The sequence below is a fragment of the Pseudonocardia adelaidensis genome, assembly GCF_039543345.1.
Classification (GTDB): domain Bacteria; phylum Actinomycetota; class Actinomycetes; order Mycobacteriales; family Pseudonocardiaceae; genus Pseudonocardia; species Pseudonocardia adelaidensis.
This window is the reverse complement of record NZ_BAABJO010000002.1, coordinates 25,145-40,653: the sequence shown is the minus strand read 5'-3', so window position 1 is coordinate 40,653 and position 15,509 is coordinate 25,145. Positions and strand designations below refer to the sequence as shown.

Annotated in this window: 14 protein-coding genes; 8 read left to right on the top strand and 6 right to left on the bottom strand. The window is 74.1% G+C overall.

Annotation, left to right across the window (positions count from 1 at the left end; translation table 11 throughout):
• The first annotated feature begins 21 nt into the window (after positions 1 to 21).
• A complete protein-coding gene (locus tag ABEA81_RS01990) occupies positions 22 to 1,275 on the top strand; it encodes a cytochrome P450 family protein (RefSeq protein ID WP_345602821.1) in 1,254 nt (417 codons plus the stop codon).
• 135 nt (positions 1,276 to 1,410) lie between these two features.
• Here the strand turns inward: ABEA81_RS01990 and ABEA81_RS01985 are convergent, their stop codons facing one another.
• Entirely contained in the window at positions 1,411 to 1,938 is a 528-nt protein-coding gene (locus tag ABEA81_RS01985; protein ID WP_345602819.1) for an NUDIX hydrolase, read from the bottom strand.
• Between the two features lie 42 nt (positions 1,939 to 1,980).
• Between ABEA81_RS01985 and ABEA81_RS01980 the strand changes: the two genes are divergently transcribed.
• The 5 genes from ABEA81_RS01980 to ABEA81_RS01960 all read left to right on the top strand — a co-directional run bounded on the left by ABEA81_RS01980 (position 1,981) and on the right by ABEA81_RS01960 (position 7,755).
• A complete protein-coding gene (locus tag ABEA81_RS01980; protein ID WP_345602818.1) occupies positions 1,981 to 2,964 on the top strand; it encodes a helix-turn-helix transcriptional regulator in 984 nt (327 codons plus the stop codon).
• A 77-nt stretch (positions 2,965 to 3,041) separates the two neighbouring features.
• Entirely contained in the window at positions 3,042 to 3,701 is a 660-nt protein-coding gene (nucS, locus tag ABEA81_RS01975; protein WP_345602817.1) for an endonuclease NucS, read from the top strand.
• 431 nt (positions 3,702 to 4,132) lie between these two features.
• Positions 4,133 to 5,614: an aldehyde dehydrogenase family protein gene (locus ABEA81_RS01970; protein WP_345602816.1), complete on the top strand. Its 1,482-nt coding sequence runs from the start codon at positions 4,133 to 4,135 to the stop codon at positions 5,612 to 5,614.
• A 75-nt stretch (positions 5,615 to 5,689) separates the two neighbouring features.
• Positions 5,690 to 7,471 carry a 3-hydroxyacyl-CoA dehydrogenase family protein gene (locus ABEA81_RS01965; protein ID WP_345602815.1) on the top strand — a complete coding sequence of 594 codons (1,782 nt, stop codon included), beginning with the start codon at positions 5,690 to 5,692 and terminating at the stop codon, positions 7,469 to 7,471.
• A gap of 5 nt (positions 7,472 to 7,476) precedes the next feature.
• A complete protein-coding gene (locus ABEA81_RS01960) occupies positions 7,477 to 7,755 on the top strand; it encodes a hypothetical protein (protein WP_425570419.1) in 279 nt (92 codons plus the stop codon).
• Between the two features lie 123 nt (positions 7,756 to 7,878).
• Here ABEA81_RS01960 and ABEA81_RS01955 read toward each other — a convergent pair whose 3' ends face one another.
• From ABEA81_RS01955 to mce, 3 genes are all read right to left on the bottom strand, one after another.
• A complete protein-coding gene (locus ABEA81_RS01955) occupies positions 7,879 to 9,027 on the bottom strand; it encodes a coiled-coil domain-containing protein (protein WP_345602814.1) in 1,149 nt (382 codons plus the stop codon).
• A 90-nt stretch (positions 9,028 to 9,117) separates the two neighbouring features.
• Positions 9,118 to 10,449, bottom strand: coding sequence for a crotonyl-CoA carboxylase/reductase (gene ccrA, locus ABEA81_RS01950; protein ID WP_345602813.1), 1,332 nt, complete (start codon positions 10,447 to 10,449; stop codon positions 9,118 to 9,120).
• Positions 10,450 to 10,538: 89 nt separating this feature from the next.
• Complete coding sequence (gene mce, locus ABEA81_RS01945) at positions 10,539 to 10,970, bottom strand: methylmalonyl-CoA epimerase (protein WP_345602812.1); 432 nt, start codon at positions 10,968 to 10,970, stop codon at positions 10,539 to 10,541.
• 119 nt (positions 10,971 to 11,089) lie between these two features.
• Between mce and ABEA81_RS01940 the strand changes: the two genes are divergently transcribed.
• Positions 11,090 to 12,280, top strand: a complete 1,191-nt coding sequence (locus ABEA81_RS01940) for an acetyl-CoA C-acetyltransferase (protein ID WP_345602811.1) — start codon at positions 11,090 to 11,092, stop codon at positions 12,278 to 12,280.
• A gap of 4 nt (positions 12,281 to 12,284) precedes the next feature.
• Positions 12,285 to 13,259, top strand: coding sequence for a methylmalonyl Co-A mutase-associated GTPase MeaB (meaB, locus tag ABEA81_RS01935; protein WP_345602810.1), 975 nt, complete (start codon positions 12,285 to 12,287; stop codon positions 13,257 to 13,259).
• A gap of 194 nt (positions 13,260 to 13,453) precedes the next feature.
• On the opposite strand, the gene ABEA81_RS01930 is transcribed toward meaB, so the two are convergent.
• Together ABEA81_RS01930 and ABEA81_RS01925 are read right to left on the bottom strand one after the other, a co-directional pair.
• The gene (locus tag ABEA81_RS01930; RefSeq protein WP_345602809.1) at positions 13,454 to 14,581 is read right to left on the bottom strand and encodes a hypothetical protein; all 1,128 of its coding nucleotides are present in this window, start codon (positions 14,579 to 14,581) and stop codon (positions 13,454 to 13,456) included.
• On the bottom strand, positions 14,578 to 15,465 hold the full coding sequence (locus ABEA81_RS01925) for a pentapeptide repeat-containing protein (protein ID WP_345602808.1): 888 nt from the start codon (positions 15,463 to 15,465) through the stop codon (positions 14,578 to 14,580). Before ABEA81_RS01925 ends, ABEA81_RS01930 begins: the two co-directional genes overlap by 4 nt.
• Positions 15,466 to 15,509: the final 44 nt, after the last annotated feature.

Sequence of the window (15,509 nt, the reverse complement as noted above, 5' to 3'; positions counted from 1 at the left end):
GGGCCGGAGATGGAGCCACCGATGACCGCGACGCCGCCCGTCGTGCCGAACATCGTGCCGAACATCATGGACCCGGGGCTGATCGCCGACCCGGCCGGCGGCTACGGGCAGCTGCGCGAGCGGGCGCCCGTGGTGCGCGGCACGGCCCCGGACGGCAGCCCGGCGTGGTTCGTCACGCGGCAGGCCGACGTCCGGACGGTCCTGTCCGACCCGCGCTTCGTCAACAGCGCCCGCTCGGTGCCCGGCGTCGAGGCCGACAGCGTGCGAGACAAGATGATCGAGCAGGTCGGCATCCCGGCCGACATCGCGCACTACTTCGCCGACTCGATCCTCGACTCCGACGGCGAGGACCATTCGCGCCTGCGCAAGCTCGTGTCCCGCGCGTTCACCGTGCGCCGGGTCGGCGCGCTGCGGCCGCGGGTGGAGGAGATCACCGCCGGCCTGCTCGATCGCATGGCGGGGTCGGCGGAGCCCGTCGACCTGGTCGCCGGGTACGCCTACCCGCTGCCGATCACCGTGATCTGCGAGCTGGTCGGCGTCGCGGAGGAGGACCGGCCCGCCTGGCACCGCTGGAGCACCGCGATGATGCGGATGCAGCCCGGCGCCATCGCCCCGGCCGCCCGCGAGATGGTCGACCACGTCCACGAGCAGATCGCCCGCCGTCACGCCGAGCCGGCCGACGACCTGCTCTCGGCGCTGGTCCAGGTGCAGGAGGAGGACGGCGACCGGCTCAGCGCCGACGAGCTCGTCACGATGGTGATCACCCTCGTGATCGCGGGCCACGAGACCACCGCGCACCTCATCGGCAACGCGACGCTCGCGCTGCTCACCCACCCCGACCAGCTCGCCCTGCTGCGCGCCGACCCCTCCCGGTGGCCGGGCGCCGTCCACGAGCTCATGCGCTGGTGCGGCCCCGTGTCGATCGCCCGCATGCGTTACGCGGCCGAGGACGTGGAGCTCGGCGGCGTGACGATCCGCCGGGGAGAGATCGTGCAGCCGGTGCTCGTCTCGGCCAACCGCGACCCCCGCGAGTACCCGGACGCCGACCGGCTGGACGTCATGCGGCGCCCGGCCGGGCGCGGCGAGGGCCACGTCGGGTTCGGCCACGGCTTCCACTACTGCCTCGGGGCGGCGCTCGCCCGCCAGGAGGGCGAGGTGGCGCTGCGGGCGCTCGTCGAGCGGTACCCGCGGCTCGCGCTCGCATCCGACGAGCTCGAATGGGTGCAGGTGCCGGGGATGCGCAGGCTCGCCCGGTTGCCGGTACGGCTGCGGTAGCCCACGAACTGGGTGCCGTCGCCGCCCGACCGCGAGCCCGGAACGGCAGTGGTCAGCTCTCTCCGGGTGAGGGGGTCGGAGAGGGAGGGCATGGGCGGCGACGGCACCGGCGACGCCCCGAGGGGCGCCCGGTGCTCACCGCTCCCGCAGCAGCAACAGCAGGTAGGCGGCGAGCGTCTGGGCGTCGACCACCTCGGAACGCCGCACCATCTCCTCGAACTCGGCCACCGTGAACCAGCGGGCCCGCATGTCCTGCTCGCTGTCCTCGCGGCTGATCGGCCCCTCGCGCAGCTCGGTCGCGAGGAACACGTGTTCGCGCTGGCTGGACGTGCCCGGAGCGAGGTCGAGGTCGCCGAGGAAATCCATGCGTCCCGCGACGAGGCCGGTCTCCTCGGCGAGCTCGCGGGCGGCGAGTTCCGCGGGGTCGACCTCGGCCCGGTCGGGGGCCGTGCCCATCGGGAACTCCCAACGCCGCTGCTCCACGGGGTAGCGGAACTGCTCCACCAGGTGCAGCCGGTCCCCGTCGCGGGGGATGATGATCGCCGCGGTCGGTTTGTCGACGACCCCGTAGATCCCCTCGGACCCGTCCTCGCGACGCACGGTGTCCTCCCGGACGGTCATCCAGTTGTTGGCGTACACCTGCCGGCTGCTGATCCTCTCCACGCCACCACCGTGCCCCGTCGCCCGATCCGGCACGATGCCGGGGTGCGCGCATCCCGGCTCGTCACGCTGCTGTTCACCCTCCAGCGCCTGCGGGGGGCGACCGCGGCCGAGCTCGCCCGCGAGCTGGAGGTGTCGGAGCGCACGATCTACCGCGACGTCGCGGCCCTGTCGGCGGCCGGCGTGCCGCTGTGGACGGAGCCCGGCCGGGGCGGCGGGATCCGGATGCTCGACGGCTGGCGGACCCGGCTCGACGGGCTGACGGCCCAGGAGGCGGCCGCGATCTTCGCCGTCGGCGCCCCCCAGGTGATCGCCGAGCTCGGGATGAGCGCGGCGCTCGCCGGCGCGCAGGCGAAGTTGCTCGCCACCCTCCCCGCGGACCTGCGCGAGCACGCGCGGGCTGTGGCGGAGCGGTTCCACCTCGACGCGCCCGGCTGGTTCCACACACCGCAGCAGGTGACGCAGCTGGCGGCCGTCGCCGAGGCGGTGTGGGACCAGCAGCGGCTGCGCATCCGCTACCGGCGCCGGCGGGACGACGTGGAGCGGACCGTCGAACCGCTGGGGCTCGTGCTCAAGGCGGGCACCTGGTACGTGGCCGCCGGCGTCGACGGGACCACCCGCACGTACCGCGTCGACCGCATCACCGCGGCCGAGCCGACGGGCGAGCGCTTCGAGCGGCCCGACGACTTCGATCTCGCCGAGTGGTGGGAGGGGGCGGCCGGGCGGTTCGAGAGCCAGATGCTGCGCGCGACGGTGCGGCTGCGGGTGGGGCCGCGCGGGCTCAAGGTCCTCCCGCACGCCGTCGACCACGACGCGGCGCTCAAGGCGATCGCACGGGCCGGGCCGCCGGATGCCGAGGGCTGGCGCGAGCTGGAGCTCGACGTCGAGGGCATCGACGTCGCGGCGGGCCAGCTCACCGCGCTCGGCGGTGAGGTAGAGGCCCTGAGCCCGGAGGAGCTCCGGACGGCACTGGCGAGGGCGGGCGCCGCGCTGGCGGCCCGCAACGCGCCGCGCCCCGAACGCCAGTAAGGCCACCTTGCCGGCGTTCGAGCACCCCCGGGCCGCCGGACACCGGGAGCCGGGGGCCTGCCCCTACGCTCCACCCCGTGCGTCTCGTCATCGCTCGGTGCCAGGTCGACTACGTCGGGCGGCTCACCGCCCACCTGCCCATGGCACCGCGGCTGCTGCTCGTCAAGGCCGACGGTTCGGTCAGCATCCACGCCGACGACCGTGCCTACAAGCCGCTGAACTGGATGAGCCCGCCCTGCTGGCTCGAGGAGCAGCCCGGCGTGTGGACGGTGCGCAACAAGGCCGAGGAGTCGCTCGTGATCACCATCGACGAGGTGCTCCACGACTCGAAGCACGAGCTCGGCATCGACCCGGGGCTGGTGAAGGACGGCGTCGAGGCGCACCTGCAGGAGCTGCTCGCCGCGCACCCCGGGACTCTCGGCGAGGGTTACACGCTCGTGCGCCGCGAGTACATGACCGCGATCGGGCCGGTGGACCTGCTCTGCCGCGACGCCGACGGCGGCTCGGTCGCGGTCGAGGTGAAGCGCCGCGGCGAGATCGACGGCGTCGAGCAGCTCACCCGGTACCTCGAACTCATGAACCGCGACCCCCTGCTCGCACCCGTGGCGGGGGTGTTCGCGGCGCAGCAGATCAAGCCGCAGGCCCGCACGCTCGCCGAGGACCGCGGCATCCGCTGCGTCACGGTCGACTACGACGCCCTGCGCGGCATGCAGCGGGACGACCTGCTCTTGTTCTGAGAGCGCGGGGGCACACTCTGCTGCCACGACCCGGAGCAGGACATCGCCGCGCCGTCGTACCAGCCGGCCGAGGGCCTCCCAGCACCGGCCGGGCTCGTGCGTTCCGGAGGGCCGGCGCCGGACGCGGCGCGGATCGCCCTCGATGCGGCGCAGGGTACGGCGCAAGCAGTTGGTCCCGCCGTCCGCCGCGCATGTCCGGCGCGCGTTCGCCCTGCGCGACCGAATTCGTGTTCGCGACGGACTGTGCGTCGCCCTGGCCGACGAGCTCGACTGCCCGCTCGTGACCACCGACCGGCGGCTGGCAGGTGCGAACACGCCTTGCGAGGTGCGGGTTCCCCCGCCCGGTCCGATCCCGCCACCGCGCCAGGGGTAGGCCCGGGCGGGCCGCCGTCGGCCTGTGTGGCCCGCCGGCAACGCCCTACCCTTGACCGATGACCGCCACCGAAGCGCCCGCCCCGGCGACCTTCGAGTCCCTCGACCCGCGCACCGGCGACGTCGTCGGCACGCACCCGGTGCACGACGAGGCCGCGGTGCGCGCCGCGGTGGCGCGGGCGGCCTCGGCGGCGGAGTGGTGGGACGGGATCGGCGCCGTCGAGCGCAGGCAGCTCCTCGCCGCCTGGCGGACGGCGCTCGTGCGCAAGCTCGACGACCTGGCCACCGTCGTGGTCGAGGAGACCGGCAAGCCGCTCGACGACGCGCGCCTCGAGCTCGTCCTCGCGATCGACCACCTCGACTGGGCCGCCAAGCACGCGGAGAAGGTGCTCGGCCGCCGCAAGGTCGCGCCCGGCCTGCTGATGAGCAACCAGGCCGCGAGCGTCATCTACCGGCCGTACGGCGTGATCGGCGTGATCGGGCCGTGGAACTACCCGGTGTTCACGCCGATGGGGTCGATCGCCTACGCGCTGGCCGCCGGCAACGCCGTGGTGTTCAAGCCGAGCGAGCTCACCCCGGGCGTCGGGGTCGCACTCGCCGACACGTTCGCCGAGATCGTCGACGGCCGGCCGGTGCTGCAGGTCGTCACCGGGTACGGCGAGACGGGTGCCGCGCTCTGCCGCGCCCCCGGCATCGGGAAGATCGCCTTCACCGGCTCGACGGCCACCGGCAAGCGGGTGATGGCCGCCTGCGCGGAGGGCCTCACACCGGTGCTCGTCGAGTGCGGCGGCAAGGATCCGATGATCGTCGACGCCGACGCGGACCTCGACGCCGCGGCGGACGCGGCCGTGTGGGGCGCCATGTCGAACGCGGGGCAGACGTGCGCAGGTGTGGAGCGGGTCTACGTGCTCGACGCGGTGGCGGAGGAGTTCACGGCCAAGGTCGTGGCGAAGTCGCGGGGGCTGCGGGCCGGGTCCGGCGGCGCCTACGGACCGATGACGATGCCGGCCCAGGTCGACATCGTGCGCCGGCACATCGAGGACGCGCTGGCGCGCGGCGGCCGCGCGGTCGTCGGCGGTGCCGAGTCGGTGCACCCGCCGTTCGTGGAGCCGGTCGTGATCGTCGACGTGCCGGAGGACAGCTGTGCGGTCACCGAGGAGACGTTCGGTCCGCTGCTGGTGGTCAACCGCGTGCCGGACGTCGACGAGGCGGTGCGCCGGGCCAACGCCACCGCGTACGGCCTCGGTGCCGCCGTGTTCTCCCGGGCCCGCGGCGAGGAGATCGCCGGGCGCCTGCGGTGCGGGATGGTCGCGGTCAACGGGGTCATCTCGTTCGCAGGCATCCCCGGCCTCCCCTTCGGGGGAGTGGGCGACTCGGGATTCGGGCGCATCCACGGCGAGGAGGGGCTGCGCGAGTTCGCCCGCCCGCAGGCGGTCGCACGCCAGCGCTTCCCGTTGCCGGTGCCCGTCACCAGCTTCTCCCGCACGGCCGGCACGATGAAGGCGCTGGTCGGGCTCGTGCGTGCACGCCACCGGAGGTAGCTCTCACACCCCGCGACCGCTCCCCGGATGGGAGGATCGCGGCGGTTCGTCCCTCGGGGAAGCGGGAGGTAGGGCGTGCGCGAGTTCCGGACGGTCGGAGTGGTCGGCCTGGGCACGATGGGCGCGGGCATCGTCGAGGTGTTCGCCCGCAACGGCTTGCGCGTGCTCGCCGCCGAGGTCGACGCCGAGGCCGTCGAGCGCGGGCGGACACACCTGGAGACGTCCACCGCGCGTGCGGTCGGCCGCGGAAAGCTCACCCGGGAGGCCGCCGACGAGCTGCTCGGCCGCATCACCACCACCACGTCGCTCGCCGACCTCGCCGAGGCCGACTTCGTGGTCGAGGCCGTTCCCGAGCACCTGGACCTGAAGGCGCAGGTCCTCGGCGAGCTCGACCGGGTGTGCCGGCCCGACGTGATCCTCGCCTCCAACACCTCCTCGCTGTCGGTCACGGAGCTCGCCGTGCGCACCGGCCGGCCCGGCAAGGTCGTCGGGATGCACTTCTTCAACCCGGCGCCGGTGCAGAAGCTCGTGGAGCTCGTGCGCACCGTCGTGACCGAGCCGGACGTGATCGAGGACGCCCGTGCGTTCGCCGCGTCCCTCGACAAGGTGCCGGTCGTCATCGGCGACCGGGCCGGGTTCATCGCCAACGCCCTGCTCTTCGGCTACCTCAACCACGCCGCGCGGATGTACGAGGAGCGCTACGCCACCCGCGAGGACCTCGACGCCGCCATGCGCTACGGCTGCGGCTACCCGATGGGGCCGCTGGCGCTGCTCGACCTCATCGGCCTGGACACGTCCTACGAGATCCTCGACACGATGTACCGGCAGTCGCGCAACCCGCTTCACGCGCCCGCGCCGATCTTGAAGCAGATGACCACGGCCGGCCTGCTGGGCCGCAAGTCCGGGCGCGGCTTCTACACCTACGCCAAGCCGCACAGCTCCGAGGTGGTGCCGGACGCCCTCACCCCCACATCGACGATCCCGGCCGACGCCGCGCTGCGCGAGGTGCACCGGGTCGGCGTGGTCGGCACGGGCACGATGGCGTCGGGCATCGTCGAGGTCTTCGCCAAGGCCGGCTTCGACGTCGTGGTGCGGGGGCGCAGCGCGTCGAAGGTCGACGGCGCGCTCGCGGGCATCCGCAAGTCCCTGGACAAGGCCGTCGTGCGGGGCAAGCTCGAGGAGTCAGAGCGGGACGCCGCGATCGGCCGGATCACCACGACCACGCGGCTGGAGGACCTCGCCGACGTCGACCTCGTGGTCGAGGCCGTCGCCGAGGAGCTCGACGTCAAGCGGGCCGTGTTCGCCGCGCTCGACGAGATCTGCAAGCCGGGCGCGATCCTCGCCACCACCACGTCGTCGCTGCCCGTCGTCGAGTGCGCGGCGGCCACCTCCCGCCAGCAGGACGTGCTCGGCCTGCACTTCTTCAACCCGGCGCCGGTCATGAAGCTCGTGGAGGTGGTCTCAACGATCACCACCGGCCCCGACGTCACGGCCACCGGCATCGCGCTGTGCGAGCGGCTCGGCAAGGTCCCCGTGTCCTGCGTGGACCGCGCGGGGTTCATCGTCAACGCGCTGCTCTTCCCGTACCTCAACGACGCGGTGAAGATGCTCGAGGCGCACTACGCCACGGCCGACGACATCGACGCGGCGATGAAGACCGGCTGCGCCTTGCCGATGGGGCCGTTCGAGCTGCTGGACGTGGTGGGCCTCGACGTGTCGCTGGCGATCGAGCGCACCCTCTACCAGGAGTTCCGGCTCTCCGGGTTCGCGCCGGCACCGCTACTGGAACACCTCGTGACCGCGGGAAGGCTGGGGCGCAAGACCGGCCACGGGTTCCGGGACTACAACGGACGCTGAGCCAGGTGCCTCGCTCGAACCGCCGTCGCCGGGCGGAGCACGTGCCGCTGCGCTCGGCCGGCGTCACCCGCCGCGAGTCCGCGCCCGACGGCGACTGGGTCGTGCGCAGCGTGCCGGGCTCGGCGGCCGGGAAGGACTACCGCTGCCCCGGCTGCCAGCAGCTGATCCGCGCGGGCACCGGGCACGTCGTGGCGTGGCCCGCGGACGAGCTGGGCTCGGTCGCCGACCGCAGGCACTGGCACGCGGCCTGCTGGGCGGCGCGAGCCCGGCGGCGGCCGGGCTGAGCGGGGCCGCGGACACCGCTGCGAGCCCTCCGCGGTACGCGCCGCGCACACCCGATGGAGCGAGCGGGTCTCTCGCTGCCCGAGGTGCGGGCGGTGGTGCCGCTCGCTCCAGGAGTGCGGGCGTCAGCGCTGGCTCGAGCCTGCCCTCGAGCGCCGGCGCCTGCGGCGGGGGGCGTGGCGGACCGGGTTCGGGCTGCCGCCCTCGGCGGGCTGGTCGGTCCCGTCGTCGGTGCCGGCACCGCCTGCCGCCGCCGCCTCGGCCGCCCGCTCCGCCCCGTCGGCACCCTCCGGGCCCGTGACGTGCTCGGCGCCGTCCGCGGCGGGGGGACCCAGCGCGTCGCCCGCCGCCCGCGCGGCCGGGATGAGCTGCTCCGGCGGGAGGGCGAGGGAGCCGAGCGTGTCGTCGAGCATCTTGCGCGTGCGTTCCAGCTGCTCGGCCATGCCGGTGCGGACGGCGACCAGCTCGTCGACGCGGCGCTGGGCCTCGGCGATGCGCTCGCGGGCCTGCTCCTCGGCCCGGGCGATCACCTCACGCGCGTGCGCGGCGGCGGACTCGCGCAGCTTCTCGGCGTCCCGTACGGCTGCCGCGTGCTTGGCCGCGAGCGCGGAGAGCGACTCGGCCCGCCGCTGGTCCATGGCGATGGTGAAGTCCTCCTCCACCCGCTTGCGGCGGGCCTCCGACTCCGCCCACGCCCTGGCCCGCTCCTCCTCGGCCGCTTGGATCCGCGCGGCCAGGTCAGCCTCGGTGGAGGTGCGCTCGGCGGCCAGCCGATCGAGCGCGGCGGACCGCTCCAGCTCGAAGGCCGCGCGCTCCTCCTCGATCTCCTGGCGCACCTTCTCGGCGTCGGTGCGCCCCTCCTCGCGCATGGCGTCGGCATCGGCCTGGGCGGCGGCGAGGGTCTGCGCGGCCTGCGCCTCGGCCTCCGCGGTGCGCCGGTTCGCCTCCGTCTCGGCACGCGACAGCATGTCGGCGACCTCGTCCTCGGCGAGGCGCAACATCGAGCGGATCCGCTCGGTGGTGCCCTGCGGGCTCTGGCTCGGGCTCGCCAACGTGCGCACCTGCGCCCGCAGCTTCTCCGCCCGCACCCGTGCCTCGTCCAGTTCCCGCGCCAGCTGCACGGCCTGCGCGAGCGCGGCGTCCCGATCGGTGACGAGAATGCTCACTTCGGCGTCCAGCCGGCGCAGATGGGCGTCGACCTGTCCCTGGTCGTAGCCCCTTCGGACGACTTCGAAGCCGGCATCGGACGGGGGTGGTGAGGGGTTCCCGGCCATATCGTTCACCGTACCGGGCGGGCCTCAGAGGGTGGTCGGCCGCGCGTTGAGCGGGTGAACAGGCTCACCCGTGTGGGTGGCACGCGTGGATCAGACCCCACGGAAGCGGTTTATCGCGCCCAGATGGCGGGCACGCTTGTCCGGATCGGTGACGCCGAGACCCTCCCGTGGGGCGAGCGCGAGCACGCCGACCTTGCCCTGATGGCTGTTGGTGTGCACGTCGAGGGCGGCCTGCCCGGTCTCCTCGAGCGGGTAGACCTTCGAGAGCGTCGGGTGGATCAAGCCCTTGTCGATCAACCGGTTGGCCTCGAACGACTCGCGGTAGTTGGCGAAGTGCGACCCGACGATCCGCTTGAGGTTCATCCAGAGGTAGCGGTTGTCGTAGGTGTGCTCGTAACCGGACGTCGAGGCGCAGGTGACGATCGTGCCGCCCTTGCGCGTGACGTAGACGCTCGCGCCGAACGTCTCGCGTCCCGGGTGCTCGAAGACGATGTCCGGGTCGTCACCGCCGGTCAGCTCCCGGATCCGGGCGCCGAGGCGCTTCCACTCCTGCTGGTCCTGCGTGTGCTCGTCCTTCCAGAACCGGAAGTCCTCCGCGCTGCGGTCGATGATCAGCTCTGCGCCCATGCTGCGGCAGATCTCGGCCTTCTTGGGCGACGACACCACGCAGACCGGGATCGCGCCCCCGTTCAGCGCGTACTGCGTGGCGTACGAGCCGAGCCCGCCGGACGCGCCCCAGATCAGCACGGTGTCGCCCTGCTTCATCGCCGCGCCGTGCCGGGAGACGAGCTGGCGGTAGGCGGTGGAGTTGACCAGGCCGGGGCACGCCGCCTCCTCCCAGGTCAGGTGGGCCGGCTTGGGCATGAGCTGGTTGGACTTGACCAGCGCGAGCTCGGCGAGCCCGCCGAAGTTGGTCTCGAAGCCCCAGATGCGCTGCTCCGGGTCGAGCATCGTGTCGTCGTGCCCGTCCGGGCTCTCCAGCTCGACGGACAGGCAGTGCGCCACCACGCGGTCGCCCGGCTTCCAGCGGGTGACGCCCGCACCGGTGCGCAGGACCACGCCTGCGAGGTCCGAACCGACCACGTGGTAGGGCAGGTCGTGCCGCTTGGTCAGCGCCGACACCCGGCCGTAGCGGCGCAGGAAGCCGAAGGTCGACAGCGGTTCGAAGATCGAGGTCCACACGGTGTTGTAGTTGATGGCGCTCGCCATCACGGCCACGATCGCCTCGCCCGGGCCCAGCTCGGGGGTGGCCACCTCGTCGAGGTGCAGGCTCTTGCGCGGGTCTTTCTCCCGCGTCGGGATGCCGGCGAACATCTCGGCCTCGTCGGCGTGCACCGTCACGCCCCGGTAGTGGTCGGGCACGTCGAGCCCGGCGATGGCGTCGTACTGCTCGGCGAGGATGGCGTCGCGGATCTCCTGCACGGCTGGCCTCCGTTGGCTCGAGTCGCGGCGGTTACCGGTCGGTAGGGTAACCGTGACCTGCATGATCCCGCCGCGTGACGGTGCCCACGTCAGTGTTCGGGGGCGGGTTCCACGAGCTCCACCAGCACGCCACCCGCGTCCTTGGGGTGCACGAAGTTGATGCGCGAGCCCGCGGTGCCGCGGCGCGGCTCGTCGTAGAGCAGGCGCAGCCCCTTCTCGCGCAGCGCCGCGCAGCTGGCGTCGACGTCGGCCACCCGATAGGCGAGCTGCTGGATCCCAGGGCCGCTGCGGTCCAGGAACTTCGCGATCGCCGAGTCGTCCCGCAGTGGGGCGAGCAGCTGGACGGCCGCGCCCGCGTCGCCGGGGGCGGACAGCATCGCCTCCCGGACGCCCTGCTCCTCGTTGGTCTCCGTGTGCGTCGCCACCAGCCCGAAGGTGGAGGCGTACCACTCGATCGCCGCGTCGAGGTCCGCCACCGCGATGCCGACGTGGTCGACCGCGAGGACCGTGTGTTCTCCCATCTCCGGAATGTAACCGCCGCAGCTCACGGCGGGCAGCTGTGCGAGTCGTCACCGCCGCGGACGGGGCTACTCGCGGGTATCGTCGAGGCGCCCGCCAGTGCAGCCGATGGAGGTCAGCCGTGTCCGGATCCGTGATCGTCGCCGGGGCCCGCACACCGATGGGCAAGATGTCCGGTGCGTTGAAGGACTTCAGCGGCGCCCAGCTGGGTTCCGTCGCCATCAAGGCCGCGCTGGAGCGGGCCGGCGTGGCACCCGACCAGGTGCAGTACGTGATCATGGGTCAGGTGCTCACGGCGGGGGCCGGGCAGATCCCGGCCCGGCAGGCGGCGTTCGGCGCCGGCATCCCGATGGACGTCCCGGCGCTCACGATCAACAAGGTCTGCCTGTCCGGGCTCGACGCGATCGCACTGGCCGACCAGCTCATCCGGGCGGGCGAGTTCGACATCGTGGTGGCAGGCGGGCAGGAGTCGATGACGCAGGCGCCGCACCTGCTGCCGAAGTCGCGCGCCGGCTTCAAGTTCGGCGACGTCACGATGCTCGACCACATGGCCCACGACGGGCTGTTCTGCGCGTTCGACCAGCTGCCGATGGGCGCCTCCACGGAGAAGTTCAACGCCCGCTACGGCGTCACGCGCGAGGACCAGGACGCCTTCGCCGCGCGGTCGCACCAGCTCGCCGCCAAGGCCGCCACCGACGGCACGTTCGACGCCGAGATCGCGCCGGTCAGCGTGCCGCAGCGCAAGGGCGACCCGCTCGTCGTCTCCACCGACGAGGGCGTGCGCGGCGACACCACCGGCGAGAGCCTCGCCAAGCTGCGCCCCGCGTTCTCCTCCGACGGCACGATCACCGCGGGCTCGTCCTCCCAGATCTCCGACGGAGCCGCCGCCGTCGTGGTGATGAGCCGCGCGAAGGCCGAGGAGCTGGGCCTGTCCTGGATCGCCGAGATCGGCGCCCACGGTGTGGTCGCCGGTCCGGACGCGAGCCTGCACGAGCAGCCCGCCAACGCGATCGAGAAGGCGTGCGCGAAGGAGGGCATCGCGCCCACCGACCTCGACCTCGTGGAGATCAACGAGGCGTTCGCCGCCGTGGGCCTGGTGTCCACCAAGAAGCTCGGCATCGACCCGGACCGGGTGAACGTCAACGGCGGTGCCATCGCCCTCGGCCACCCGATCGGCATGTCCGGTGCGCGGATCGCGCTGCACCTCGCGCTGGAGCTCGGCCGCCGGGGCGGTGGGGTGGGGGTCGCGGCGCTCTGCGGCGGTGGTGGCCAGGGCGACGCCCTGATCATCCGGGTGCCGGCGGCGAGCTGAGCGGGTGCCGCGCCGGGCCGACGTCCCCGGGCTCGTCGAGCGCGCCCGGCGCGGCGAGCAGCTGGCCGTCGCGCGGCTGATCTCGCTCGTCGAGGACGGCGCCGAGGCGGCCCTGCGTGAGGTGGCGGCCGCGCTCGGGCCGCACGCCGGCCGCGCCCACGTCGTCGGCGTCACCGGGCCACCCGGTGTCGGCAAGTCGACCACGACGTCCGCGGTGGTCGCCCTCCTGCGCGCCGCGGGCCGGAGGGTGGGGGTCCTGGCCGTCGACCCGTCCTCGCCGTTCTCCGGCGGCGCGCTCCTGGGCGACCGCGTGCGGATGGGCGAGCACGCCACGGACGACGGGGTGTTCATCCGCTCGATGGCCACCCGCGGCCACCTCGGCGGGCTCACCTGGGCCGTCCCGCAGGCGCTGCGCGTGCTCGACGCAGCCGGGTGCGACGTGGTGGTCCTCGAGACGGTGGGCGTGGGCCAGTCCGAGGTCGAGGTGGTGGCCCTCGCCGACACCACCGTGGTGCTCCTCGCACCCGGGATGGGCGACGGTGTGCAGGCCGCGAAGGCCGGCATCCTCGAGATCGCCGACGTGTTCGCCGTCAACAAGGCCGACCGGGACGGCGCCGCGCAGACCGTCCGCGACCTGCGGCAGATGCTCGCGTTCGGGGAACAGGCCGCCGAGGACGGGTGGCGCAGGCCGGTGGTGCGCACCGTGGCGGCCCGCTCCGAGGGCGTGGCCGACCTGGTGGCCGCGCTCGACGCCCACCGGGAGTGGCTCGATCGCAGCGGGGAGCGCGCCCGCCGCAGGCGGGCCCGGGCGGAGGCCGAGATCGAGGCCATCGCGCTCGATCAGCACCGCAGGCGGATCGGCGACCTCCGCGGCGCGGTCGGGCTGCGGCAGCTCGCCGAGCGCGTGCTGGCGGGTGAGCTCGACCCGTACGGGGCAGCGGCCGAACTGACCGCACAGCTCGGCGGGGGCGCGCGGTAGCGCCTGGCGGCTGGGCTCACGCACCCGATTTCAGCTCGCGCTACCGCTCGATCCGGCGCGCCCCCGGTTTCGGCTCGCGCACGGGTTGGCGGTCGCCGCTACCCGTCGACGGGGCACGTGCGGCGAATCTGGGTGCGTGAGCGGGCTCGGTGTGCGGCCCGGCCAGCGCCCTCTCGACCGGGTGCGTGGGCGGATCAGGGTGCGTGAGTGGCAGCCGGTGGGCGCAGGATGGCCAGGCGGGCCTCGGTGCGGGCCGAGCCGATGCGTTCGGCGAGCTCGCGGGCCGCACGGGCGTGGGCGGCCGCGTCGCCGGGGTGCTCGGCGGCGAGCGACAGGGCGAGGTCGGCGTGGAGTGTCGCGCGGTGACGTACGGAGCGGGGCGGAGCGGCGAGCGCGCGCCGCAGCGGATGGAGGGCAGCGGGGTCGCCGAGGACGGTGAGGGCGTGGCCGTGCCAGCGGTCGAGGTCGGCGAGCTCGATCTCGACGGCCGGCCGCACGGCGTCGCCGGCGAGCCGCTCGCTCGCGGCGGAGATGGCGCGGCGCGCGGCTGCGGCGTCGCCCATCGCTGCCGCGGCTCCGGCGCGCGCCCCCGCCACGCGAGGACGGGCGGTGTGGGGCAGCCCCGGCTCGGCGGCATCGAGCAGCGTGATCGCCGCTGCGGCTTCACCGACGTCGACCAGCACGGTGGCCTGGCCGGCGATCGCGGCGGCCGCGGCCTCGGGCAGCTCGGCATCGGTGGCCGCCGTGCGGGCGCGGTCGTAGCGGTGCCACGCGACGTCGGGGCGGCCGCGGTCGAGCTCCTGGGCTCCCGCGAGGTTCGCGGCCGGTGCGAGCACGGCGGCCAGTGCCGCCCGGCGGGAGGGGTGGATCGTGTGGCGGGCGGTCTCGTCCAGCCGCTCCACCAGCGCCCGCACGAGCTCTCCCGCACCGGTGGCGCCGAGCTCGTCGTCGAGCCGGATGGCGACGCCGAGCTGCTCGCGCCACAGGTCCAGCGCCACCTCGTCGACCGCTGCGGCCGCGGCGAGAGCGGCCCGGAGCCGGGCACGTGCCCCGGCCGCTTCGGAATCGGCGGGCGGCCCCGCGATGCCGAGCTCCAGGGGTGTGCGGCCGTAGAGCTCACCGAGCAGGGCGCGGTACTGCGGCTCGGGCACCGCGTGGCCGTTCTCCCAGCGGGAGAGCAGCGTCTTGAGGCTGGCCTCCGCGGCCGCCGGGGCGCCGCTCGACCGGGCGAGTGCGGCGAGCTCGCGCGCGGCCTGGGACTGCGACCAGCCGCGCGCCGCCCGTGCCGCCCGCAGCCCACCCGCCGCGGCGCGTGCGGTCATGGCGCGGCGAACGCCCAGCCGTCGACCGCGCCGTCGATGCGGGTCTGCGGGCCGATGACGGGCATGCCCTTCTGGGTCGCGGGCGCAGTGGTGCTGATGTCGAGGAACGTGGCGACGGCCGTGCGGTCGAGTGAGACCTCGCCGTGGAACCGGGTGCGCCGGAAGGAAATGCCACCCTCGAGCCGCGCCTCCCGCAGGTCGAGCCGCCCGAGGAACGAGGCATCGGTGAACAGCACGGGCTTGGCGGCCTCCAGCTGTCCGAGCTGGGTGATGCCGTGGAACCGGGCCCGCCGCGCCGTGAGCCTGCCGATCCGCCTGCCCTCCAAGCGGAAATGCTCCAGGCAGGCCCCGGAGAGGTCGAGGTGGTACAGGCGCTCGTCCGGGTCCTCCCCCCACGGGAGGAGGTCGGCGATCAGCCGCTGGGCGCTGAGCCGCACCTCGCGTTCCCGGTCGGCGTCCGGGTCGCTCGCCGCGTCGCCCGCGGCACCCCGCTCGGCGAGCAGCTCGGGGTGCCGGAACGGGCGGCGCAGGTAGGCGCACAGGACGTCCAGCACCGTCTGCTTGTAGCGCGGTGTGGAACCGGCGAGCCAGACGAGGGAATGCATGGCGCCGACCCGTACCTGGTCGGCCTCGTTGCCGAGCAGCTCGACGGACCGCGCGAAGCGCTCGTCGGCGACCTTGACCCCCTCCAGCTGGTGGCGGTCCTCCTCGACCCGGCGCCTGCGGTCGTTGAGCCACAGGGCGTAGAGCGCGACGACCGCGCCTCCGCTCAACGCGCCCGTGCGGACGGCCTCGGACCGCGGTGCGGTGGGCTCGACGAGCAGGAGTGCGACGGTGGTGGCCACCGTGACCGCGATCGCCGCGAGCACCGTGGCCAGCAGCATCAGCCGACCTTTCACACCGCATCCCCCCGCCGTCCGGTCCGTGC

Bases quoted from the DNA above. Each gene is read 5' to 3' on its own strand.
- ABEA81_RS01925 (WP_345602808.1), bottom strand. From the start codon at position 15,465: ATGCTGCTGGCCACGGTGCTCGCGGCGATCGCGGTCACGGTGGCCACC.
- ABEA81_RS01930 (WP_345602809.1), bottom strand. From the start codon at position 14,581: ATGACCGCACGCGCCGCGGCGGGTGGGCTGCGGGCGGCACGGGCGGCG.
- ABEA81_RS01970 (WP_345602816.1), top strand. From the start codon at position 4,133: ATGACCGCCACCGAAGCGCCCGCCCCGGCGACCTTCGAGTCCCTCGAC.
- ABEA81_RS01990 (WP_345602821.1), top strand. From the start codon at position 22: ATGACCGCGACGCCGCCCGTCGTGCCGAACATCGTGCCGAACATCATG.
- ABEA81_RS01955 (WP_345602814.1), bottom strand. From the start codon at position 9,027: ATGGCCGGGAACCCCTCACCACCCCCGTCCGATGCCGGCTTCGAAGTC.
- mce (WP_345602812.1), bottom strand. From the start codon at position 10,970: ATGGGAGAACACACGGTCCTCGCGGTCGACCACGTCGGCATCGCGGTG.